Source organism: Microbacterium sp. KSW4-4 (assembly GCF_023091185.1).
Lineage (GTDB): Bacteria > Actinomycetota > Actinomycetes > Actinomycetales > Microbacteriaceae > Microbacterium > Microbacterium paraoxydans.
Genome location: NZ_JAHWXJ010000002.1, coordinates 1,009,506 through 1,031,134, shown reverse-complemented (window position 1 = coordinate 1,031,134; position 21,629 = coordinate 1,009,506). Strand labels below are relative to the sequence as shown.

General features: G+C 72.3%; 21 protein-coding genes. 14 read left to right on the top strand and 7 right to left on the bottom strand.

The window, feature by feature from the left end:
- Positions 1 to 13 precede the first annotated feature (13 nt).
- The 3 genes from KZC57_RS14500 to KZC57_RS14490 are packed head-to-tail and all read left to right on the top strand — an operon-like array spanning position 14 to position 3,173.
- The gene (locus KZC57_RS14500; protein WP_157547062.1) at positions 14 to 985 is read left to right on the top strand and encodes an alpha/beta hydrolase; all 972 of its coding nucleotides are present in this window, start codon (positions 14 to 16) and stop codon (positions 983 to 985) included.
- The gene (locus KZC57_RS14495; protein WP_247642053.1) at positions 982 to 1,965 is read left to right on the top strand and encodes an alpha/beta hydrolase; all 984 of its coding nucleotides are present in this window, start codon (positions 982 to 984) and stop codon (positions 1,963 to 1,965) included. The genes KZC57_RS14500 and KZC57_RS14495 overlap by 4 nt, the downstream gene beginning before the upstream one ends.
- Positions 1,962 to 3,173: a multidrug effflux MFS transporter gene (locus KZC57_RS14490; RefSeq protein ID WP_247642052.1), complete on the top strand. Its 1,212-nt coding sequence runs from the start codon at positions 1,962 to 1,964 to the stop codon at positions 3,171 to 3,173. Before KZC57_RS14495 ends, KZC57_RS14490 begins: the two co-directional genes overlap by 4 nt.
- Positions 3,174 to 3,195: 22 nt before the next feature.
- Here the strand turns inward: KZC57_RS14490 and KZC57_RS14485 are convergent, their stop codons facing one another.
- Positions 3,196 to 3,726 carry a hypothetical protein gene (locus tag KZC57_RS14485; RefSeq protein ID WP_083371031.1) on the bottom strand — a complete coding sequence of 177 codons (531 nt, stop codon included), beginning with the start codon at positions 3,724 to 3,726 and terminating at the stop codon, positions 3,196 to 3,198.
- Between the two features lie 66 nt (positions 3,727 to 3,792).
- Here KZC57_RS14485 and KZC57_RS14480 point away from each other — a divergent pair, with 66 nt between their 5' ends.
- Positions 3,793 to 4,377, top strand: a complete 585-nt coding sequence (locus KZC57_RS14480; RefSeq protein ID WP_247642051.1) for a TetR/AcrR family transcriptional regulator — start codon at positions 3,793 to 3,795, stop codon at positions 4,375 to 4,377.
- A gap of 102 nt (positions 4,378 to 4,479) precedes the next feature.
- Positions 4,480 to 6,468, top strand: coding sequence for a primary-amine oxidase (locus KZC57_RS14475; protein ID WP_247642050.1), 1,989 nt, complete (start codon positions 4,480 to 4,482; stop codon positions 6,466 to 6,468).
- Positions 6,469 to 6,495: 27 nt separating this feature from the next.
- Here the strand turns inward: KZC57_RS14475 and KZC57_RS14470 are convergent, their stop codons facing one another.
- From KZC57_RS14470 to KZC57_RS14460, 3 genes are all read right to left on the bottom strand, one after another.
- Positions 6,496 to 7,158, bottom strand: a complete 663-nt coding sequence (locus KZC57_RS14470; RefSeq protein WP_247642049.1) for an SDR family oxidoreductase — start codon at positions 7,156 to 7,158, stop codon at positions 6,496 to 6,498.
- A 104-nt stretch (positions 7,159 to 7,262) separates the two neighbouring features.
- Positions 7,263 to 8,195, bottom strand: coding sequence for an N-acetylmuramic acid 6-phosphate etherase (gene murQ, locus KZC57_RS14465; protein ID WP_247642048.1), 933 nt, complete (start codon positions 8,193 to 8,195; stop codon positions 7,263 to 7,265).
- Complete coding sequence (locus KZC57_RS14460) at positions 8,185 to 9,075, bottom strand: BadF/BadG/BcrA/BcrD ATPase family protein (protein WP_247642047.1); 891 nt, start codon at positions 9,073 to 9,075, stop codon at positions 8,185 to 8,187. Before KZC57_RS14460 ends, murQ begins: the two co-directional genes overlap by 11 nt.
- Positions 9,076 to 9,177: 102 nt before the next feature.
- Between KZC57_RS14460 and KZC57_RS14455 the strand changes: the two genes are divergently transcribed.
- A complete protein-coding gene (locus tag KZC57_RS14455; protein ID WP_105949428.1) occupies positions 9,178 to 10,035 on the top strand; it encodes a MurR/RpiR family transcriptional regulator in 858 nt (285 codons plus the stop codon).
- 15 nt (positions 10,036 to 10,050) lie between these two features.
- Here the strand turns inward: KZC57_RS14455 and KZC57_RS14450 are convergent, their stop codons facing one another.
- Positions 10,051 to 11,193 (bottom strand): DUF998 domain-containing protein, encoded by a 1,143-nt coding sequence (locus KZC57_RS14450; protein ID WP_247642046.1) that lies wholly within the window; start codon positions 11,191 to 11,193, stop codon positions 10,051 to 10,053.
- A 104-nt stretch (positions 11,194 to 11,297) separates the two neighbouring features.
- On the opposite strand from KZC57_RS14450, the gene KZC57_RS14445 reads away from it, so the two are divergent.
- The 8 genes from KZC57_RS14445 (at position 11,298) to KZC57_RS14410 (ending at position 19,806) form a co-directional block, all read left to right on the top strand.
- Entirely contained in the window at positions 11,298 to 12,254 is a 957-nt protein-coding gene (locus KZC57_RS14445) for a helix-turn-helix domain-containing protein (RefSeq protein WP_247642045.1), read from the top strand.
- 817 nt (positions 12,255 to 13,071) lie between these two features.
- A complete protein-coding gene (locus tag KZC57_RS14440) occupies positions 13,072 to 13,860 on the top strand; it encodes a MoaF C-terminal domain-containing protein (RefSeq protein ID WP_144880779.1) in 789 nt (262 codons plus the stop codon).
- Between the two features lie 132 nt (positions 13,861 to 13,992).
- Positions 13,993 to 14,415 carry a nuclear transport factor 2 family protein gene (locus tag KZC57_RS14435; protein WP_025103867.1) on the top strand — a complete coding sequence of 141 codons (423 nt, stop codon included), beginning with the start codon at positions 13,993 to 13,995 and terminating at the stop codon, positions 14,413 to 14,415.
- 32 nt (positions 14,416 to 14,447) lie between these two features.
- On the top strand, positions 14,448 to 15,614 hold the full coding sequence (locus KZC57_RS14430; protein ID WP_060922467.1) for an ABC transporter substrate-binding protein: 1,167 nt from the start codon (positions 14,448 to 14,450) through the stop codon (positions 15,612 to 15,614).
- A gap of 121 nt (positions 15,615 to 15,735) precedes the next feature.
- Positions 15,736 to 16,596: a branched-chain amino acid ABC transporter permease gene (locus KZC57_RS14425; protein WP_101846949.1), complete on the top strand. Its 861-nt coding sequence runs from the start codon at positions 15,736 to 15,738 to the stop codon at positions 16,594 to 16,596.
- Positions 16,583 to 18,355 carry an ATP-binding cassette domain-containing protein gene (locus tag KZC57_RS14420; protein ID WP_060922469.1) on the top strand — a complete coding sequence of 591 codons (1,773 nt, stop codon included), beginning with the start codon at positions 16,583 to 16,585 and terminating at the stop codon, positions 18,353 to 18,355. Before KZC57_RS14425 ends, KZC57_RS14420 begins: the two co-directional genes overlap by 14 nt.
- The gene (locus KZC57_RS14415) at positions 18,352 to 19,044 is read left to right on the top strand and encodes an ABC transporter ATP-binding protein (RefSeq protein ID WP_071327384.1); all 693 of its coding nucleotides are present in this window, start codon (positions 18,352 to 18,354) and stop codon (positions 19,042 to 19,044) included. Before KZC57_RS14420 ends, KZC57_RS14415 begins: the two co-directional genes overlap by 4 nt.
- A gap of 111 nt (positions 19,045 to 19,155) precedes the next feature.
- On the top strand, positions 19,156 to 19,806 hold the full coding sequence (locus KZC57_RS14410) for an HAD-IA family hydrolase (protein ID WP_082750076.1): 651 nt from the start codon (positions 19,156 to 19,158) through the stop codon (positions 19,804 to 19,806).
- Positions 19,807 to 19,840: 34 nt separating this feature from the next.
- Here the strand turns inward: KZC57_RS14410 and KZC57_RS14405 are convergent, their stop codons facing one another.
- Positions 19,841 to 20,656, bottom strand: a complete 816-nt coding sequence (locus KZC57_RS14405) for an SDR family NAD(P)-dependent oxidoreductase (RefSeq protein ID WP_060922471.1) — start codon at positions 20,654 to 20,656, stop codon at positions 19,841 to 19,843.
- Positions 20,657 to 20,709: 53 nt separating this feature from the next.
- Positions 20,710 to 21,459 (bottom strand): SDR family NAD(P)-dependent oxidoreductase, encoded by a 750-nt coding sequence (locus tag KZC57_RS14400; protein WP_247642044.1) that lies wholly within the window; start codon positions 21,457 to 21,459, stop codon positions 20,710 to 20,712.
- Positions 21,460 to 21,629 lie beyond the last annotated feature (170 nt).

Here is a 21,629-nt window from a genome sequence, read left to right as displayed (position 1 = left end):
CCCGAGGAGAACCATGATCATCCCCGTCCCCTTCGATCCCGACGTGCAGGCCGTGCTCGACGAGATCGCGAAGAACCCGCAGCCCGCGCTCACCCGCGAGACCCTGCCGCGCGACGGCGTCGACCGGATGTTCCCGGACAACGACACCGTGATCGCCGGCCGGGACATCACCTGGGAGGACCGTGTCATCCCCGGCCCGCCCGGAGCCCCGGACGTCGAGGTCACGATCTTCCGCCCCGCGGGTTCCGAGACCTCGACGCTCCCGGGCTTCGTGAACATCCACGGCGGCGGCATGATCGTCGGCCACCGCTCGTGGGAGACGGCTCGGGTCGTCGACATCGTCGCGGAGCACGGCGTCGTGGCCGTGAACGTCGAGTACCGCCTCGCGCCGGAGGACCCGTACCCCGCGGGCGTGGAGGACTGCTACGCGGCCTTCGTGTGGACGCACGCGCACGCCGCGGAGCTCGGCATCGACCCCGCGCGCATCGTCGTGGGCGGCGGCAGCGCGGGCGGCGGCCTCACCGCGGCCGTCGCCCTGCTGGCGCGCGATCGGCGGGGCCCGGTCATGGCCGGGCAGCTGCTGCTGTGCCCCATGATCGACAACACCAACACCACGATCTCCAGTCGGCAGTACGACGGCATCGGCACCTGGCAGCGCGACATGAACCTCCTCGCCTGGTCGTGCGTCCTCGGCGAGGACCTCGCGTTCAGCACCGAGGCCCCGGCCTACGCCGCGCCGAGCCGCGCGACGGACGTCTCCGGCCTCCCTCCCGCCTACATCGAGGTCGGCGAGGCGGAGATGTTCCGCGACGAGGACACCATGTACGCCCTCCGGATCTGGGAGACCGGCGGACAGGCCGAGCTGCACGTCTGGGGCGGCGGCGCCCACGGCTTCGACATGTACATGCCGGAGGCCGAGATCACCCGCGCCGCCCTCGCCGCGCGCGCCTCCTGGCTGCGACGGATCTGGCGGGCCGCCGCATGAGCGCGCCCGAACCGGTGCCCTACGACCCGGAGCTCGTCGCCGGACTCGACGCCTTCGTCGACCTCGTGGAGGTCATCCCGCTGCGCGCCGACACGATCCACGCCAACCGCGACCACTTCGCGACGATCATCCCGCCGATGGCCGTGCAGGCCGAGGGTCGCGCCGTGACCTGGGAGGACCGGGTCATCCCCGGCCCCGTCGGTGCTCCGGAGCTCGAGATCACCGTCGTGCGCCCGGCGCCGGCGCCCACAGCCCCGGCTCCGGCGGTGCTGTCGATCCACGGCGGCGGCATGGTGCTCGGCACGCGCTTCTTCGGCACCGCCGAGCTCATCGACCTCGCCGAGCGGCACGGCGTCGTCGGCGTCGCGGTCGAGTACCGCCTCGCCCCCGAGCACCCCGGACCGGCGCAGGCGGAGGACTGCTACGCGGCGCTGGAGTGGATGGTCGCCCACGCCGACGAGCTCGGCATCGACACCTCCCGCATCATCGCCTCCGGGCAGAGCGCCGGGGGCGGGCTCTCGGCGGCGGTCGCGCTGCTCTCCCGCGACCGCGGCGGGCCCCGGCTGGCCGGGCAGCTCCTGGGCTGCCCGATGCTCGACGATCGCAACGAGACCCCGTCGAGCCATCAGTACGACGGCTTCGGCGCCTGGGACCGGAACAACAACGACACCGCGTGGGACGCGATCGCCGGAGCCGACCGGTTCACCGACCGCGTGTCGCCGTACACGGCACCGGCCCGGGCCACGGATCTGTCGGGACTCGCTCCGGCGTTCATCGAGGTGGGCGCTGCGGAGACCTTCCGCGATGAGGCCGTCGCCTACGCCTCGCGGATCTGGGCCACGGGCGGGCAGGCCGAACTGCACGTCTGGGCGGGCGGCTACCACGGCTTCTCCGGGTTCTCCCCCGATGCCGAGGTCTCCCGGGCCGCGGTGGCCGCGCGGGAGAGCTGGCTGCGCCGCGTGCTGCGCCTGGGCGGATGAGCCTCCCGGCGCGCGGTGGGCCCGCGCGGATGGGCACTCTGCGGGCGATGCTGGTGCTCGGCATGCTGGAGGCCTTCGGTCCGCTGTCGATGGACCTCTACCTGCCGCAGCTCCCCCAGCTCGCGGCCTCGCTCGGCACGACCGAGGCCCTGGCGCAGGTGACCATGTCGGCGTGCATGATCGGCCTCGGCCTGGGGCAGCTCGTCGCCGGCCCTCTCAGCGACCGGCTGGGCAGGCGGCTGCCGCTGCTGATCGGCGTAGCGGCGTTCGCGGTGCTCTCCGCGGTCTGCGCGGTCGCTCCGACCATCGAGCTGCTGCTCGTCGCCCGCTTCCTGCAGGGGCTGGCGGGATCAGCGGGCATCGTGATCTGCCTGGCGATCGCCCGCGACCAGTTCGAGGGGGTCGAGCTCTCCCGCATGCTCTCGCTGCTGTTCCTCGTCTCGGGCACCGCGCCGATCATCGCGCCGGTGGTGGGCGGCCAGCTCGCCCGCATCATGGACTGGCGCGGGATCTTCGGGGTGCTGGCCGGGATCGGCGTCATCCTGCTGCTCGTGGTCGTCTTCCTCCTGCCGGAGACGCTGCGACCGGAGGCGCGCCACGGCGGAGGCCTCCGCGTGCTGCGAGCGCACGCCGGCGCCGTGCTGGGCGACCGGCTCTTCGCCGCGGTCCTGTGCGCCTCCGCCGGTGCAGGCGTGGCGTTCTTCACCTATCTCTCGATGTCGTCGTTCGTGCTGCAGGACGAGTTCGGCCTCAGCCCGCAGAGCTTCAGTCTCGCCTTCGCCGCCGGCGCCCTCGCGAGCATCGTCGGCAGCCAGTCGAGCCGCCTGGTCGTGCGCCGGTTCGGCCCCCTCCGCGTCTACCTCGGCGGGGTCACGGCGACGCTCGTCGCGACCACGACCTTCCTCGTCCTGGCACTCAGCGGGACGGGGGTGGCGGGCGTGGTGGCGGCACTCGTCGGATTCATGCTGTGTGCGGGCCTCGGCGGCCCGAACGGCCAGACACTCGCCCTCGCGCATCACGGCGCCAGGGCGGGGACGGCGTCCGCCCTGCTCGGCATGTCCTCGTTCCTGTTCGGCCCGGTGCTCGCCCCGGTCGCCGCCGGGATCGGGGGCACGAACGCCGTCACGATGGCGGTCACCATGACCCTCGCCGCCGCCGTCGCGGCGATCGCCGCCTGGGCGTTCGTCCGCCCCGCCGCGCGGGAGTGAGGTCGGGCGTCGCACCGCACGGTCAGCCCGCGATGCCCATCGCGACGACCCCGATCGCCATCGCCCAGGATTCCACCGCGAGCAGCCGGGCGGTGCGCCCCCGATGCCCCGTCGGACGCAAGGCCGCGGCGAGCGTCCACCCGACGACGGCGACCGTGCCGAGCACGAGGAGCGCACCGAGCGCACCGCCGAGGCTGTGTCCCGCGTGTCCCGCCGACTCCACGCCCTGACTGCCCGATCCGGCGGCACTGTGGAAGGCGCAGATCGCCATCACGAGCGCCCCGAGCGCGCGGTGGCAGCAGCCGGCCGCCGATGCCGCCCCGCGGACGCCCATCGTGCCGATCATGCCGGACACGAGCATCAGGGCACCGAGCAGCAGCGCACCCAGCGCTCCTGTGCCGCCCGCCGCCACCAGCAGCATCCCCACCGCCATCACCACCGCGGCCTGGCGCCCCTGCCACGGCACAGCGCGCCGGGCAGCGAGGCAGGCGCCGGCCGACACGAGCGCCGCCGCCGCCATCAGCCACGATGCTGCCGGGAGCAGGAGGTCCACAGCCGAAGTATATTGATCGATCGCTCAAAAAAGCGAGGCCCCGTCGCGATGCGACACAATGAGCACGTGCCCCGCATCGTCGACCATGATGAGCGTCGCCGTCAGATCGCCGACGCGCTGCTCGTCGTCGCCGCCAGGGACGGTCATGAGAGCGTGTCCTCGCGGGCGGTCGCGAAGGAGCTCGGCGTCGCGACCGGCTCCCTGTGGCACTACTTCGACGGCTTCGACGACGTCGTCCGCGCCGCGGCGGCCGAGGTCACCCGTCGCACCGACGAGCGCATCGCCGCCGCGACGGACGGGCTGCGCGGCCTTGCCCGCCTGCGAGCCCTGATGGGCGAGGTGCTCCCCGTCGACGAGCGCACCCGCACCGAGGCGCATGTGGTCGTCGGCTTCTGGGGACGCCTGGCCACTCTCGCACCGACTCCTGACGCCGGAGCGCCGACCCTCGCGACGTGGCAGGACAGCATCCGGGAGGCCCTGGACGAGGCGGCGACCGACGGGGAGCTGCGCCCCGACACCCCCACCGGCGACCTCCTCGCCCTCCTGCGCTCGATCACCTACGGCCAGCAGGTCGTCGAGGTCACCGAGCCGCAGACGCCGGCGGCGCACTTCGCAGTCCTCGACAGCATCCTCGCCCCCTGGCGACCCTGACCTCGACATCGCCCACACGCACGGTTGTGCACCCGTGCACGCCGTCGTATCATCGTGCCAACCCGTTTCTTGAGCGTTCGCTCGAAAATAGTGAGGTCAACGATGTCCCCGCACTCCCCCCAGCCCGTCTCCCTCGAGCCCATCGCCGCTCCGCATCCGCTCGATCCGCTCACCGGCGCCGAGATCGCCGCCGCCCGCGCGGTGCTCGACGCAGCCGGCCTGCTGACGGCGACCACCCGCGTGCCGATGCTGCTCCCCGACGAAGCCACGAAGGAGGAGCTCGCGGCTTGGCGCCCTGGCGCCCCCATCGACCGCCGGGTCGACGTGACACTGCTCGACATCGCCACCGGCGTCGCGACCGAGGTGATCGTCTCGATCACCCGCGGCGAGGTCGTGCGCCAGGAGCGGGTGCCCAACGACGCCCCGCCCTACGGCCAGCCGCAGTACCTCTTCGAGGAGTACGAGCGGGCCGAGGCCATCGCCAAGGCGTCCCCGGAATGGCAGGCGGCCATGCGCCGCCGCGGCCTGGCGGACCACATGACCCTCGCCTTCTGCTCCCCCCTGGCCCCGGGCTACACGGGCCGGGCCGACGAGGTGGGCCGCCGCGTGATCCGGTCCCTCACCTTCCTCCGATACGACGAGCAGGATTCCCCGTGGGCGCACCCCGTCGAGGGTCTGATCGTGCACATCGACCTCACCTCGGACAGCGTGATCCGCGTCGAGGACGAGGGCGACGTGCCGGTCCCGGCCGGACACGGCAACTACTACCCGGAGGTGCAGGGCGCGGCACGGACGACGCTGAAGCCCATCGAGATCACCCAGCCGGAGGGGCCGAGCTTCGGCGTGTCCGGCTCGCTCGTCGAGTGGGAGGGCTGGTCGATGCGCGTGGGTTTCAACGCCCGCGAGGGCCTCGTGCTGCACGACGTGTCGTTCCAGGGGCGCTCCGTCCTGCACCGGGCGAGCGTGCCGGAGATGGTCGTGCCCTACGGCGACACCGCCCCCGGCCGCTTCTGGATCAGCTACTTCGACGCGGGCGAGTACCTCCTCGGCAAGAACGCCAACCACCTGGAGCTCGGCTGCGACTGCCTCGGCGTGATCCGGTATCTCGACGGCTACGTCGCCGACGACCACGGGCACCCGGTGCGCATCCCGAATGTGATCTGCATGCACGAGGAGGACTTCGGCATCCTCTGGAAGCACACCGACCTCTCCGGGCGCTCCGACGTGCGGCGCTCGCGGCGCTTCGTCGTCTCGTACTTCTCCACCATCGGCAACTACGACTACGGCTTCTACTGGAACTTCGGCCTGGACGGCTCGATCGAGGTCGTCGCCAAGGCCACGGGCATCGTGTTCGCCGGTGCCGGAGAGCCGGGCGTCCGCCAGAAGCACGCGACCGAACTCGCCCCCGGCGTCTTCGCCCCGGTCCACCAGCACCTGTTCTGCGCGCGCCTCGACGTGGCGATCGACGGCCAGGACAATCGCCTCGTGGAGGTGGACGCGCAGCGGGTGCCGATGGGGCCGGAAAACCCGTTCGGCAACGCGTTCACCTGGTCGGAGACGGTGCTGGAGACCGAGCACGCCGCCCAGCGCGAGGCCGACTCCTCGGTCGCCCGGGTGTGGGAGGTGCAGAGCGCCTCGCGGACGAACCACGTCGGCCGCCCGACCGCCTACCACCTCGTGCCGGAGCCGACCGCCCTGCTGATGGCCGACCCCGCGTCGTCCGTCGCTGCCCGCGCGGCCTTCGCCACGAAGCACCTCTGGGCGACGCGATACGAGCACGGCCAGATCTGGCCGGCCGGGCGCTATCCCAACGCGCACCAGGGCGGCGCCGGCCTCCCGGAGTACACGGCCGATGATCGCCGGATCGACGGCGAGGACATGGTGCTCTGGCACACCTTCGGGCTCACGCACTTCCCCCGCCCGGAGGACTGGCCGATCATGCCCGTGGACTACGCGGGATTCTGGTTCAAGCCCTACGGCTTCCTCGACCAGAACCCGGCCATGGACGTGCCGGAGTCCTCCCAGGCGCACGGCGGGGCGACGGCGACGGCCTCCTGCTGCGGCGGCGACTCCTGCGCCTGCGGCCACTGAGAGCACCGGGGCCGCTCCGCCCCGTGATCAGTAGCGGGCGGAGAAGGCCCCGTCGGCCTGGAGGAGCTGCCCGGAGATCCAGCGCCCCTCGTCCGAGACGAGGAACGAGACGACGGCGGCGATGTCGCCCGGCGTGCCGAGGCGTCCGAGCGGCGTCATCCCGGCGAGGTTGGTGCGCGTCCCGTCGTCCATCCAGCCGGTGTCGATGGGGCCGGGGTTCAGGACGTTGGCGGAGATGCCGCGCGGACCGAGCTCGCGCGCGGCGGAGATCACGAGCCGGTCGAGCGCGCCCTTGGACGCCCCGTACGGCAGGTTCCCGGTGACGTGATCGCTCGTGAGAGCCACGATCGCGCCGCCGTCCTCGGCCTGGCGGGCGAAGGCCGCGATGAGGAGCAGGCTCGCCCGCGCGTTCACGGTGACGTGCCGGTCGAAGCTCTCCGCCGTGGTGTCGAGCACGCCGGACTCGACGTCATGCGCGTGGCTGAGGACGAGCGCGGAGATCGGGCCGTGCGCCTCCGCGACCTCGGCGATCAGACGCTCCGGTCCGTCCGCGGTGGAGAGGTCGGCCGGGTGATCGGCGTCGTCGAGGTCGCTCGTGACGACGGTCCAGCCGTCGGCACGGAGCCGCGGGACGATGCCGGCGGCGATGCTGTTCGCGCGCGCGGCGCCGGTGACGAGAGCGAGGGGCATGCCCTCACGCTAGTGGGCAGCCCGTCGCGGGTGCGAAAACGTGCCCCGATCGTTCCGGGCAGGAGCGCTTCGCATCCCGCACCACGGGGAGGGCGACGACCGACTCAGGGGAGGGCGGCGATCGCGTCGCGGAGGATGCCGTCGGCGTCCGCCAGTGCGGCCGCCGCGGTCTCGGCGGACGCTCCGGTCGCGAGCAGGAGCAGCGCGAGCTTGACGGAGCCGTCCGCGGCCTCCAGCGCGGCGGACGCGGCGTCGACGTCCACGCCCGCAAGCTGCGACACCGTGCGGATCGAGCGGGCGTGCAGCTTCTCGTTCGTCGCCAGCAGGTCGACCATGACCCCGCGGTACGTCTTGCCGAGCTTGATCATCGAGAGCGTCGTCAGCATGTTCACGACGAGCTTCTGCGCCGTGCCGGACTTCAGCCGCGTGGAGCCCGAGATGAACTCCGGCCCCGTGACGACCTCGATCGCGATCTCGGCCTCCGCGCCGATCGCCGACCCGGCGTTCGAGGCGATCGCCACCGTGAGCGCGCCGAGGCCCCTGGCGTACCGCAGCCCGCCGATGACGTACGGGGTGCGGCCGGATGCCGAGATCCCCACCACCGTGTCCAGATCGGTGAGGTCGAGGTCGCGCAGAGCGAGGGCCGCGGCCTCGTCGTCGTCCTCCGCGTTCTCCACCGCCGAGCGGATGGCCGTCTCCCCGCCCGCGATGAGCCCCACGACCATCGACGGGTCGGTGCCGAAGGTGGGCGGGCACTCGCTCGCGTCCAGCACGCCGATGCGTCCGGCCGTGCCCGCACCGATGTAGATGAGGCGACCGCCGCGTCGGAACCGCTCCGTGATGCCGTCCACCGCCGCCGCGATCTCCGCCGTGCGACCGGCCACGGCCTCGGGCACGCGCCGGTCCTCGGCGTTCATGCGCTCGACGAGCTCGGTCGTGCTCAGCAGGTCGAGGTCGCCGCGCTCGGTGGTGGAGGCCTCGGTGTCGAGGCCCGCGAGCTCGGCGAGGAGGGTGGTCAGACGGGGGTCATTCGGCACGGTGCACGAACCTTTCATGGGGGAGGTCGAGGCGACGGGTCAGCAGCAGGGCCCCGTCCATGGCGCCGCCGCGCGCGGGGACGACGCGGTGGCCGCTCGTCTCCAGGGCGCGGGTCAGCGCGGCGCGGAATCCGTCGTGGTCGGTGAGGCCGCCGTGCAGCACGACGTCCGCTGTCGCGCCGGCGGCCGCAGCGGTCGTCGCCGCGAGGAGCCGGACGGCCTCGTCCACGATCCCGCCGGCGACGGGGTCGTCGTCTGCGGCCGCGGCGAGCACGAGGGGCGCGAGGGTCGCGAGGCGGCGGGCGAGGGCTCCGTCGGCGGCGAGCCAGGCCTGCACGGCCGAGGGCGGGCCGACGGGGGCGGCGAGCGCCGCGGTGAGAGCGGTGGGGGCGGCCAGCCCGTCGTGGGCACGGAGCACGGCACGCAACGCCTCCCGGCCGAGCCAGGATCCGCTGCCGAAGTCGCCCAGCTCGGGGCCCCAGCCGTCGACCAGACGCGCACCGGAGGGGTCGACGCCCAGCGCCACGGCTCCGGTGCCGGCGATGAGCAGCACGCCGGCCGCGCCGTCGAGAGCGCCCGCATGGGCGGTGACCACGTCCGACGCCACCGCCACGCGTGCGCCGGTCCGTGCGGCGAGCGCGGCGGCGAGTTCCGCGGCCGCCTCCGGGGCGAACCAGGCGCCGGCCGCCCCCACGCCGAGCGTGTCGATGCGCTCGACATCGTCGAGCAGCGGGAGAATCGCGGTGAGCGCCGCCTCCACTCCGCCCGCCGCGGCGAGGCCCGGGGCTCCGAGCCCGGAGCGCTCCCGGGCCATCGCGCCGTGCACGACGAGGCGGCAGCGGGACTTGCCGAGATCGACGGTGGCGATCGTCTCGCTCATCGGCACTCCTCGGATCCGGCGGAAAGAAAGAAAAGCGACTACACAACACGTAGACTCGCTGAAAAGAATTTACCATCCCGTTCCGCCGTTCCGGAGGATACCGTGAGCATCCAGTCGACGATCGAAGCCGCCGCCGCGACCCTGCCCCCGTCGCTGGCCCGCGTCGCGGCCGCCGTGCGGGAGAACCCGAGCCTCGTGATCGACAAGACGATCAGCGAGCTCGCGACGGAGTGCCGCACCTCGGTCGCGTCCGTCGTCCGGTTCTGCCGTGCGATCGGCTTCACCGGATACGCCCCGCTGCGCATGGCCCTGGCCACCGAGCTCGGCAAGGAGGCCGCCCAGTTCTCCGCGCGCGGCGCCTACGGCTCCGAGATCTCCGACGAGGACTCCCTGGAGGAGGCCGTCTCCAAGCTCGCCGCCCTGGAACTCCTCGCGATCGAGGAGACCGTCGGCCAGCTCGACTTCGCCGTGCTGGCGGCGGCGGTCGCGGCCATCGACGGCGCCGACCGGATCCTCCTCTACGGCATCGGCGCCAGCCAGTTCGTCGCGGAGGACCTCGCGCACAAGCTGCTCCGCGTCGGCCGCAACGCCCACGTGCTCTCCGACCCCCACGAGGCGATCGCCGCCGCCGTGCTGCCCGTCGGGACGACGGTCGCTATCGGGTTCTCGCATGCGGGGTCGACCATCGAGACGGTGCGGTTCCTCGAAGCCGCCGTCGCCAACGGCGCGACGACGGTGGCCGTCACCTCCGTGAAGGACTCCCCGCTCGCCCAGGTCGCCGACCACGCCCTGTTCACCGAGGTGCGCGAGTCGACCTTCCGCGCCGGGGCGATGGTGAGCCGGATCGCACAGCTCGCCCTCGTGGACTGCCTGTTCATCGGCGTCGCCAAGCGCCGGTATGCCGAGACCGTCGACGCCCTGCAGCGCACGCGTCAGGCGACGCGCCTCCTCCGCGACTGACGACGCCTCGCCCCGTCAGTCGAGCGCCGACTCCGGGGTGGCACGGGCATCCGCGCGCGTCGCGGAGGGTCCCATCGTGCCGGCGGTGCGCAGGAACACGATGATCCAGCTGAAGATCAGCACGGCCGCGATGAGCTCGACCGCCGTGAGGTTGTAGTAGCCGACCGCGAAGAACGCCCCCAGCAGCACGATGACCAGCACGTACGCCCAGCCGAGCCCCACGAACACCCGCGGGATGCTGCGCACGAACCACGGCAGGCCGACGACGATCACCGCGAACACCACCGCCATGCCCGTCGCGACCGTGTTGTGCAGGCCGAAGAACTCGTCGACCGGGAAGATGCCCACGCACGCGAGGAAGATCCCCATGAGGATGAGGCCCCCGCGCACGATCGTCCGGCCGCGGCGGTCGACCGGGTCGTCGACGGGCAGCCCCGCGGTCGCATAGCGGGAGATGGTCGTCACCATGATCCCCGCGATGATGAGGGTCACGTTGAAGGCCACCGAGGCGCTGTTGCTGCTCATGCCCAGCGCCGACAGGTTGTCGCGCCACCAGTGCACGTCGCTCGACGCCAGCATCGCCGCGAACGCCCCGACGACGAGGAACACCGCCAGGACCAGCGACAGCACGGTCGGCGTCAGAGCGACGGCGCTGAGGAAGGCGACGTAGCCCGTGAGCGCGAAGGCCACCGCGACGAGGATCGCCCCGGGGAACGGGAAGACCGGGGCGTCGACGAAGCTCTGCTCCAGCAGCTGCGCGATGCCGAGCCAGCCGAGGTAGGCGATGGCGGCGTGCGCGAAGGCGATGGCGGCGAGGTCATACCAGCGGAGCCGGTCGCCGGGGACGGCGAATCCGTCCCTCGCGACCGAGGGGTCGACCTCCGGAGCCCGCACGGCGAGGCGCCCCAGGGCGAAGGCGAGCGCGGCCGCGATCGCACCGCCGTACGCCGCGAACATGCCGATCGAGCCGGTGCCGCTGATCGAGAGCTGGTGCCCCCAGAACACCGGCAGGGCCACGAGGAATCCCACCAGGAGGAACGCCGCGCCGACGATCAGCGCCGTCGCTTCGAACACCGCGTCTGAGGTGGCGGGTCCACGCACCTGACGGAGCACGTGCCGGATCCGCTGCCCCACCGTCGACATCACCCCGCCGTTCACGGACCACATCCTAGACGGCACCCCGCGCGGCCGTCGCCGGTGGTAGCATCGCGGAACGGATCGTATACAACGTCGTCGTTCCCACCAGCCCGAGGTGATCAGTCATGAACGGTGCCCTCACCACCCCCGCCGAATCGGTGTCGACCCTGGTCGCGCGCAACATCAGCGAGTTCCGCGCCGCCGTCTCCGAGTCCTTCGTGCCCCTGCAGGTGTCCTCCGCGGGCGCCGACCAGTTCCGCGGCGTGATCCGGGGCGCTGCCGTCGACGAGGTCCACGTCAACGACATCCGCGCGACCTCGCACGTCGTCGAACGCACGACCGAGCTCATCGCCCGCGGCGACCGCTCGTACTTCAAGGTGAGCCTGATGCTCGCCGGGACCGGGCTGCTCATCCAGGACGACCGCGAGGCCGTGCTGCAGCCGGGCGACCTCGCCGTCTACGACACCGATCGGCCGTACTCCCTCGTCTTCGATCAGGACTTCCGCACCATGGTGGTCATGTTCCCGAAGCACCTCATCAGCCTGCCCGCGGACATGATCGGGCAGCTCACGGCCGTCCGCATCTCCGGGCAGGAGGGGCTGGGCGGCATGGTCGTGCCGTACCTGACGCAGCTCGCCGGCAACCTCGACGAGCTCGCCGGCACGACGGGAGCCCGGCTCGCGCACAGCGCCCTCGACCTCGTGACCACCGTGTTCACGCGGGAGCTCGGTCTCGACCAGGCCTCCGCCGACCCGCACCACGCCCTCATGCAGCGGATCCGTGCGCATATCGACCGCAACCTCGCCTCCACGGACCTCGGTCCGGCCTCCATCGCCGCGGCGCACTTCATCTCCACCCGCCACCTGCACGGACTGTTCCAGGAACAGGGGGTGACCGTGTCGACGTGGATCCGCACCCGCCGCCTGGAGCAGTGCCGTCGCGACCTCCTCGACCCGATGCTCGCCGACCGCCCCGTCGCCGCGATCGCCGCCCGCTGGGGCTTCGTCGACGCCGCGCATTTCAGCCGTGCGTTCAAGACCGCCTTCGGCGTCTCCCCCAGCGAGTACCGCGCCACCCACTGATTCCCCGTTCTGCCCGTCGTCCCCGTCGCGCGCGGGATCAAAACCGCCCCGCCAGCGCCCGCCCCGCGCACGTTCCTTATCCCGCACCGTCCCCCGCCCCGCGCGCGGGATCAAGAACGCACCCCAGACGCCCTTGGCAGGTGCAGTTTCGACCCCGCACCGACGAGCGGCACGCCCTGCACGGAAGAACACGACTCCCGTGCACCAGAGGTACACCGCGTTCGGGTGCGGGATCAGGAACGGGCCTCATACGCGTCCGGCAGGGGCGTTTCCCGTCCCGCACCGGGGCGGCCGCACGCGGGACGCCGGTGCGGGATCAGGAACGCACTCCACCCGCGTCCGGCAGGGACGTTTTCGATCCCGCTCCGATGAAAGGCACGCCGTGCGCGGAAGGGCGCGACTCCCGCGCGCCAGAGGACACGGCTGACCCCCGCGTGCGGGATCAGGAACGGGCCGCACACGCGTCCGGGAGGGGCGTTTTCCGTCCCGCGCCGGGGCGGCCGCAGGCGGGACGCACGTGCGGGATCAGGAACGCACCCCAAACGCGTCCGGCAGGGGCGCTTCTGATCCCGCACGGAGGGCCGGGGGCGGATCCGCGGACGTGACCGGAAGGCGGGGCTGCCGCGGGGACGGGACCGGTACGGGGCATCCGCGGGGGCGGGCTTGCCCGGGAGGGCACGCCGGTTGACTCTCGGCGCGGGATGGACTCCGCGCGCTTGAGGGCTCCCCCGGGCCGGCCGGAGCATGAGGCAAGCGCATCGCGACGACGCGGTGCCCGGGGCGACGAGGCCCCGCCGTGTGCGACGTCAGGACCCTCATGACCGACATCTCCACCGACCCCGCTCTGGACGAATGGCGCACGTACGACGAGTTCGCCGCGGGCATCGACACGTTCCGCCTGCCGAACACGACGCTCGCCGGAACCGCGCTCATGCTCACCCTCGACGACGACACCACGCTCGCGCTCCGCTTCGACGAGGACTCCGTGACCTGGGAGGGACTGAGCTCCTCGGGACGCGACCCGTATGACGCGGTCCGCGTGCGCGACGACGTCGTCTTCGTGAACATCCCCTTCGAGACCCGCGAGCGTGAAGCCCTCACCGTCGTGTTCTCCACCACGACCCACCGCGCCACCGTCATCCGCTCCCGCATCGCGGCGGAGGCCGTCGAGGGCACCCCGCAGGTCGGACAGGACTTCTGGGCCGCGACCACCGACGCCGGCCCCGCCACCGGAGAGGTCCCCGGTCCGAGCCGCGACCTCATCGGCAAGCGGAACATCTACCGCTACAGCCCCCACCACCTGTACGAGCACGTCTACGTGTCCAGCCAGCGCTACGCGTGGCAGTGCCTCGAGGGCGTCCAGCGCGGTCACGGCGACATGGACCTCTCCACGGTGTGGAAGTTCGCGGACGGCCTCTATCTGTTCTGCTTCCGCGAGTTCCGCATCGCGGTGGCGAGCGTCTGGCTCCACGACCTCGGCTACCAGCTCATGACGACGGGGATCTTCCTCGGACTCAACGGCGACGGCGAGTCCGAGCACTCCCGCGCCGGCGGACACATCTACCCCCTGGGCGCCGTCGCCTACCCCGACGCGCAGCCCGTCTGACCCTTCGACAGGCTCAGGGACCCACCTTCGACAGGCTCAGGGACCCACCTTCGACAGGCTCAGGGACCCACCCTCGACAGGCTCAGGGACCCACCCTCGACAGGCTCAGGGCCCCGGAACGAAAGAGAGCACATGAGCAACGCAGACCTGATCCGCGAGCACTACGCCGCGAACGACCGGGGCGACCTGGACGGCATGCTCGCCCCCTTCGCCGCCGACATCGAGTGGACGGAGGCCGCCGGGTTCCCTTACGCCGGGACCTACATCGGCCCGGACGCTGTCGCCGAGAACGTCTTCGGCCGCATCCAGGAGGAGTGGGACGACTACACCGTCGCGATCGACGAGGTCGTCGACGGCGGCGACGTCGTGGTCGGCATCGGCACCTACTCCGGCACCTACAAGCGCACCGGGCGGTTCTTCGCCGCCCGGGTGGCCCACGTCTGGCGCGTGGCGGGCGGCGAGATCGTCGCCTTCGAGCAGTTCACCGACACGGAGCTCGTGAACCGCGCCCTGCGCGCGCCGTCGACGAGCACCGACACCCAGCCTTCGAGCTGACAGCACGACCCGAACAGGAGAGGCAGAAGCACATGAACAGACGAGCATCCGGCACCGCGGCGGTCATCGCCGTGGCCGCCCTCGCTCTCGCCGGCTGCGCCGGTGGCGACGGAGCCGGGGGCGACGGCGCCCCCATCGTCGTCGGCTCCGTGAACACGATCAGCGGCCCGGCGACGTTCCCGGAAGCGTCGCAGGCGGCCGCCGCCGTCTTCGACGCGTTCAACGAGGATGGCGGCCTGGACGGCCGGAAGATCGAGTACAAGATGCTCGACGACAAGGGCGACCCCGCCACGGCCACCGCCTCGGCGCGGGAGATCGTTGGCAGCGACGAAGCCGTCGCACTCGTGGGCTCCGCGAGCCTCATCGAGTGCGAGATCAACGCGAAGTACTACGAGCAGGAGGGCATCCTCTCGGTGCCCGGCATCGGCGTCGACACGGGCTGCTTCGACAGCGAGAACATCTCGCCGGCGAACGTCGGCCCGTTCAACGACATGACCCTCACGCTGCAGTACGGCTCCGAGGTGCTCGGACTCGACGACATCTGCATCCTGCTGGAGATCGCCGGCTCGACCCGTCCGACCTACCAGGCCGCGATCGACAAGTGGACCGAGATCACGGGCAAGGAGCCGAAGTACGTCGACGACACCGTGCCGTACGGCGCCTCCGACTACACGCCCTACATCGTCAAGGCGCGCGACCAGGGCTGCAAGGCCCTCGCGATCAACCCCGTCGAGCCCGACGCGATCGGACAGGTCAAGGCCGCGAACGCGCAGGGCTGGGACGACGTGACCTGGCTCTACCTCACGAGCGTCTACAGCGAGAACTTCGCCGACGCGATCGACGACGCGGGCGCCGGCATCTACGTCCCCGCCGAGTTCTACCCGTTCACGGACGACAGCGACATCAACGCGGACTGGCGGGCGCTGATGGAGGAGAACGACATCCCCCTCACCTCGTTCAGCCAGGGCGGCTACCTCGCGGCGACGTACTTCATCGAGGTGCTGAAGAGCATCGACGGCGACATCACCCGGGAGAGCGTCTCCGAGGCACTGAAGGGCATGGACCCGATCGAGAACCCGATGGTGGGCACGCCCTACGCCTTCGGCACGCAGAACACCGCGGGCTGGCCGATCATCCTGAAGTCGGGCACGAACGCCTGGGAGAAGGTCGCCGACGACTGGCTCCGGATCGGCGAATAGTCCCGCGCTTCGACAGGCTCAGCGACCCACCCCGGGTCCCTGCGCTTCGACAGGCTCAGCGACCCACCCTCGGTCCCTGAGCCTGTCGAAGGGCCCTCCCCCTCACCAGAAAGGACGCCTGATGCTCCAAGGCGCCATCGCCGGTCTCGCCGCCGGCGGCCTCTACGCCGTCCTCGGCGTCTGCCTCACCCTCATGTCGCGCCTCGTGCGCGTGGTGAACTTCGCCCAGGCCGCGACCGGCATGTTCGGGGCCTTCACCGCCGTGTGGTTCGTCCGTGAGATCGGGCTGCCCATCTGGCTGGGCTCGATCCTCGGGGTCCTCGTCGCGGGCCTACTCGCCGCGGCGATCGGGTTCATCGCCGCGACCTGGCTGTCGGAGGCCTCGACGACGACCCGCTCGGCCATGACGGTCGGCCCGCTCCTGCTGCTCATCTCGCTGTCGTTCATCCTGTTCGGCAACAAGCCGCAGCCGTTCACCCCGATCATCGCCGGCCCCGCGTTCTCCTTCGGCGGCGTGGTGATCAGCCAGGTCACCGTCGCGACGGTGGCGATGGCCGTCGTCACCGCCGTCGCCGTCCGCATCGTGCTGCGCCGTACCCGGGTCGGCACCCAGCTGCGCGCGCTGTCGGAGCGGCCGACCACAGCGGAGCTGCTCGGCATCCGCTCCCGGCCGCTGTCGATCGCCGTCTGGTTCGTCACCGGGATCATCAGCGCCATCGCGATCATCATCGTCGCACCCTCGCAGTCGAACGATGCCACGAGCCTGTCCATGCTCATCGTCCCCGCCGCGGCGGCCGCGCTCCTCGGCGGCTTCCGCCGGCTCGACCTCGCCGTCGTCGGCGGCCTGCTCCTCGGCGTCCTCGGCGGACTCGTCGCGCAGATCGACGAAGTGGCGCTCGTGCGCAACTTCCTGCCGTTCCTGTTCATCGTCGTCCTGCTGCTGTGGACGCAACGCAAGGAGGTGTGGGATGCCGCTCGCTGACCGCCCCTGGTTCCGGATCACCTGGCCGTTCGCCGTCGCCCTGGTCGGCATCGGCGTGGGTGCGCTCCTCAGCGCCGCCCTTCCCGGCTACTTCGTCTTCCTCGCGATCAGCGCCGTCACGGCCGCGATCGCGATCCTCGGACTCGGCATCGTCACCGGCTCGGCCGGCATGATCGCCCTCTGCCAGCTCACGTTCGCCGCGGTCGGCGCGTGGATCGTCTCGCTGCTGAACGTGATGCAGGCGCCGGGCGGCTTCCTCGTCTGGCTCGTGCTCGGTGGCGTCGCGGCCGGTCTCGTGGGCATTCTCGTCGGGCTCCCCGCCCTGCGGCTGCGCGGGGTGAACCTCGCGGTGGTGACGCTCGGCTTCGCCGCGGCGGCCGACGTCACGCTCGTGCAGATCCAGTTCCCCGGCTCCGCGGACGGCATCGCGATCGAGCGCCCGGCACTGTTCGGGAGCGACCGGGAGTTCTTCTTCCTCTCCATCGTCGTGCTCGCCGTCTGCGGCCTGGCGGTGTTCTTCCTGCAGCGCGGCCGGTGGGGCGCGAGCTGGAAGGCCGTCGCGTTCTCCGAGCGGGGCACGGCCGCGGCCGGGCAGAGCGTGCGCACCGCGAAGCTCACGGCGTTCGCGGTGTCGGCGGCCCTCGGCGGCATCTCCGGCGGGCTGCTCGCCGGACAGGTGCAGCTCCCCTTCGCCTCGAGCTTCACGCCGCTGCAGTCCCTCGCCCTGTACGTGCTGGCGATCATGTCCGGCGCGCACCTCATCGACATGGCCATCTTCGGCGGACTGCTCTGGGTGCTCGTGCCGGAGCTGCTCAAGCGGTGGGGCGTGCCGCAGGACTGGGGCTTCGTCGTGTTCGGCGTGCTGGGAGTGCAGGCGCTCACGAGCGGCACGAACCTCGGCCAGGGCATCCGCAACCTCCTGTACCGACGGGCCGACCGGCGCACGGCCAGCGCGAAGCTCACGGCGCTCCCGCCGGACGCGGGAACCGATGCGGCGGCGATCACCACGACCACGACGGCCACCGTCGACGAGGCCGCCCTCGACGGCGCCCCGGTGCTCACGGTCGACGGTCTGACCGTGCAGTTCGGGGCGCTCAAGGCCCTCGACGACGTCTCGTTCACGGTGCCCGCCGCCTCGATCATGGGACTCATCGGTCCGAACGGCGCCGGGAAGTCGACCTTCGTCGACGCCATCAGCGGCTTCCTCCCCCAGCACGAGGGCCGCGTGCTCCTCGGCGACCGCGACCTCGCCGGGCTCTCCCCCACCCGGCGTGCGCGACTCGGACTGCGACGGACCTTCCAGCAGGACCGCGTCCCTCCGGCGCTGACCGTGGGCGGCTACGTGCGCTTCGTGGCCAGACGGCGGCTCGCCGCGGCGGACATCGACGAGGTCCTCGCGTTCTTCGGGTGCCCGCCCGCCCGGGCGCGCCTCTCGAGCGTCGACGTCGGCACCCGGCGGCTCGTGGAGGTCGCGGCGAACGTCGCCGCCCGCCCGCGACTGCTCATCCTCGACGAGCCCGCCGCCGGCCTCTCGCACGAGGAGCATCTGGCACTCGCGGCTCGCCTGCGCGAGCTCCCCGGGCGCTACGGCGTGGCCCTCATCATCATCGAGCACGACCTGGACCTCGTCCGCTCGGTGTGCCCGACCCTCACGGTCCTCGACTTCGGCCGCGTCCTGGCGAGCGGCCCGCAGGCGGAGGTCCTCGCGAACCCCGACGTCGTCAAGGCGTACATGGGAGAGACGGAGCTGCTGAAATGAGCGCACTGGTGCTCGACGGCGTCACGGTGAGCCGCGGCGCCGGGCCGGTCATCTCGGACGTCTCGCTGCGGGTCGCCGGCGGCGAGGTCCTGGCCCTGGTCGGCCCCAACGGGGCGGGCAAGACGAGCCTGATCGAGGCGGTGTCCGGCGTGACGCCGCACTCGTCCGGGTCGATCCTGCTGGACGGGGATCCGATCGACCGGCTCTCCCGCGTGGCGCGGGCCCGGCGCGGCATCGTGCACATCGAGCAGGGGCGGGCCGTGTTCCCGTCGCTGACCGTGCGCGAGAACCTCTCCCTCACGGCGCGCACCGCCGGGGAGATCGAGGCCGTGCTGGCGCAGTTCCCGGAGCTGGAGAAGCGCATCGACTCCCCCACGGCACTGCTGTCGGGTGGGGAGCAGCAGATGGTGGTGCTGGCACGGGCGTTCGCAGCGAAGCCCCGGGTGCTGCTCATCGACGAGATGTCCCTGGGCCTCGCGCCGGTGGTGTTCCTGCGCCTGATGCCGATCGTGTCGTCGATCGCGGAGTCCGGGGTGGCGGTGCTGCTGGTGGAGCAGTTCACGCAGCTCGCCCTCGGTCTCGCGCAGGAGGCGGTCGTCGTCGCCGGCGGCCGTGTGTCCTTCCAGGGCGCGCCGCAGGCCCTCCAAGACGACCCCGCCCTCCTCCACCGCGCCTACCTCGGGGGCTGATTCCCCGTCGACCCACCCCGTTGCGTTCATCCCGGCCCCTTGCGCGCGTTCGCAAGGGGCCGGGGCGCGCGAAAGGGGGTGGGTCGGCGGCGTGAGGGTTAGCCTGAGGGAGTGACCGAGATCCTCCACGCCCGCGCCGCCCTCCTCGACATGGACGGGACCCTCGTCGACTCGACCGCCGTCGTGGAGCGCCTCTGGCTCGCCTGGGCGGAGCCGCACGGGATCGACCCCGAGACCGTCCTGCGCACCGTCCACGGGCGCCAGGGTCACCAGAGCATGGCGATCCTGCTCCCCGAGCGCGACCACGCCATCAACCTCCGTGAGAACGAGGTCATGCTCGCGACCGAGGCCTCCGACGTGGACGGTGTGATCGGCATCCCGGGCGCCGAGGACCTGCTCGCCGCGCTGGAGCCGTTCCCGCACGCGGTGGTCACCTCGGCCAACGTCGCGCTCATGACCGCGCGGATGGGCCAGGCCGGGCTCACGGTCCCCGAGCTCGCCGTCACGGCGGAGAACGTCTCCGCCTCGAAGCCCGATCCGGAGGGCTTCCTCCTCGCCGCCCGCACGCTCGGCATCGACCCCGCGGACTGCGTCGTGTTCGAGGACTCCGGCGCCGGCATCCAGGCCGCCCACGCCGCGGGCATGCGCGTGATCGGCATCGGTCCGCACGCGGGAGCCCACGCCCCGACCGCACACGTCGACGACCTCACGCACGTCGCCGTGGTCCCGACCGACGACGGCTTCGAGCTCCGGATCAACTGATCTCGGGGCGACGGCCACCGCCCCTGACCCGGCGCTACATCCCGGCGTGGTCGAAGGCGATGGTCGGCACGTCGACCACGTGCGACCCGCCGTCCGCCACGATCACGGCGCCGGTGATGTAGGACGACTCCCCCGACCCGAGGAACCGCACGACGGAGGCGATCTCAGCGGGCCGCGCCGGGCGGCGCAGCGGCACGTCGGCGGTGACCGTCGCGTAGCCCTCCTCCCGGGAGCCGAGACCGGCGTGCGCCGCGAACTCGTCCATCTCCTCGTCGGCCATCGGCGTCTGCACCCACCCGGGGCAGATCGCGTTGACGCGCACGCCGTGGCGCCCGTAGTCGCGCGCGAGCGTCCGGGTGAGGCCGATGAGGGCGTGCTTGCCGACCGTGTATCCGGCCACCGACGGCCCCGCGAAGAGCCCGGCCAGCGAGGAGACGATCACCACCTGCCCCTTGGCCTCGATCAGCGCCGGCAGCGCTTCCCGCGCCATCACGAACGCGGTCGTGAGGTTGGCACGGATCGCGGCGTCCCAGCTCGCGTCGTCGGTCTCGGCGACCGGGGAGAACCCGTGTCCTCCGGCGTTCGCGACGAGGACGTCGATGCGGCCGAACCGCGCGAGGATCTCGGCGATCGCGGCCTGCGCCGACGCGGTGTCCGCCGCATCCGCGACGATCGGCAGCGCCCCGACGGCCCGCTCGACCTCGTGCAACGGCTCCGGCCGGCGACCCACCACGACGACGTGCGCCCCTTCGGCCGCGAAACGTTCCGCGACCGCCGCGCCGATGCCCGTGCCGCCTCCGGTGATGACGACGACGCGTCCGGAGACGCTCGATCCGACCACGGTTGCCATGTGTGCTCCTGTGTGTTCTGCGCGCGTGCGCGGTGGGGCCGGACGCGGGCGCGTCAGGCGGGGAATCCCGACCGGGCGGTGTACCCGAAGTCGCTGAGGAGGGTGGTGCCGTTGACCGCCCGGCTCCGCGGGGAGAGGAGGTAGGCGACGTGCGCGGCGACCTCGTCGGCGCTCTGCACGGGGAAGGCGGGCTCGTCGAACGCCGCGGCGCCGAGGTCGCCCCGGCTCATCGGCGTGTCGACGATGGACGGTGACACCGCGTTCACCCGCACCCCGGTACCCGCGAGGTCGACCGACAGCGCCCGCCCGAACTGGACGAGCGCGGCCTTCGAGGCGGCGTAGGGGGCCATGCCCGGGGTGGCCACGACAGCCGAGTCGCTCGCGAGCAGCACGACGGATCCGGCGGCGGACTCCCGGAGCGCCGGCATCGCGTGCTTGAGCACGAGGAACGCGCCGGTGACGTTCACGGCGAGGACGCGGTTCCACGCCTCCAGGGGGGTCTCCTCGATCGGCGTCCCGACCGGGCCGGAGATCCCGGCACAGCAGACCACCGCGTCGAGACCGCCCAGCGCGCGGACACCGGCGTCGACGGCGGCGGCCACCTGCTGTTCGTCCGTGACGTCGGCGGCGAGCAGCACCGGATCGATGCCGGCCTCCCCCGCCGCGTCCCGGAGCGCGGCGGCGTCCCGGTCGAGCAGCGCGACCCGCACCCCCTCGGCGGCGAGCGCCCGGGCGACGGCACGACCGATGCCGGAGGCAGCCCCCGTGACGAGGGCCGTCGTGCCGTCGAGCTGCAGGTCCATCGCATCCTCCGACCGCGGCCCGGCGCCGCGCGGCGCCGACGAGACAGCGGTGTCGTCCCGGTCATCCTGCTCCGCGGGGCGGAGGGCCCGCACGCTCGACGCCGGGGTGTGCGCGGTGGCACCATCGTCCTTCGCTCACGGTCAAGCGTCGGAACGGGGCGGCGAGCAGA

Excerpts from the sequence above, each read along its gene's own strand:
- KZC57_RS14470 (WP_247642049.1), bottom strand. The coding sequence starts at position 7,158 with ATGCCCCTCGCTCTCGTCACCGGCGCCGCGCGCGCGAACAGCATCGCC.
- KZC57_RS14415 (WP_071327384.1), top strand. The coding sequence starts at position 18,352 with ATGAGCGCACTGGTGCTCGACGGCGTCACGGTGAGCCGCGGCGCCGGG.
- KZC57_RS14425 (WP_101846949.1), top strand. The coding sequence starts at position 15,736 with ATGCTCCAAGGCGCCATCGCCGGTCTCGCCGCCGGCGGCCTCTACGCC.
- KZC57_RS14405 (WP_060922471.1), bottom strand. The coding sequence starts at position 20,656 with ATGGCAACCGTGGTCGGATCGAGCGTCTCCGGACGCGTCGTCGTCATC.
- KZC57_RS14440 (WP_144880779.1), top strand. The coding sequence starts at position 13,072 with ATGACCGACATCTCCACCGACCCCGCTCTGGACGAATGGCGCACGTAC.
- KZC57_RS14435 (WP_025103867.1), top strand. The coding sequence starts at position 13,993 with ATGAGCAACGCAGACCTGATCCGCGAGCACTACGCCGCGAACGACCGG.
- KZC57_RS14475 (WP_247642050.1), top strand. The coding sequence starts at position 4,480 with ATGTCCCCGCACTCCCCCCAGCCCGTCTCCCTCGAGCCCATCGCCGCT.
- KZC57_RS14500 (WP_157547062.1), top strand. The coding sequence starts at position 14 with ATGATCATCCCCGTCCCCTTCGATCCCGACGTGCAGGCCGTGCTCGAC.
- KZC57_RS14430 (WP_060922467.1), top strand. The coding sequence starts at position 14,448 with ATGAACAGACGAGCATCCGGCACCGCGGCGGTCATCGCCGTGGCCGCC.
- KZC57_RS14490 (WP_247642052.1), top strand. The coding sequence starts at position 1,962 with ATGAGCCTCCCGGCGCGCGGTGGGCCCGCGCGGATGGGCACTCTGCGG.
- KZC57_RS14460 (WP_247642047.1), bottom strand. The coding sequence starts at position 9,075 with ATGAGCGAGACGATCGCCACCGTCGATCTCGGCAAGTCCCGCTGCCGC.
- KZC57_RS14420 (WP_060922469.1), top strand. The coding sequence starts at position 16,583 with ATGCCGCTCGCTGACCGCCCCTGGTTCCGGATCACCTGGCCGTTCGCC.
- KZC57_RS14400 (WP_247642044.1), bottom strand. The coding sequence starts at position 21,459 with ATGGACCTGCAGCTCGACGGCACGACGGCCCTCGTCACGGGGGCTGCC.
- KZC57_RS14495 (WP_247642053.1), top strand. The coding sequence starts at position 982 with ATGAGCGCGCCCGAACCGGTGCCCTACGACCCGGAGCTCGTCGCCGGA.
- KZC57_RS14445 (WP_247642045.1), top strand. The coding sequence starts at position 11,298 with ATGAACGGTGCCCTCACCACCCCCGCCGAATCGGTGTCGACCCTGGTC.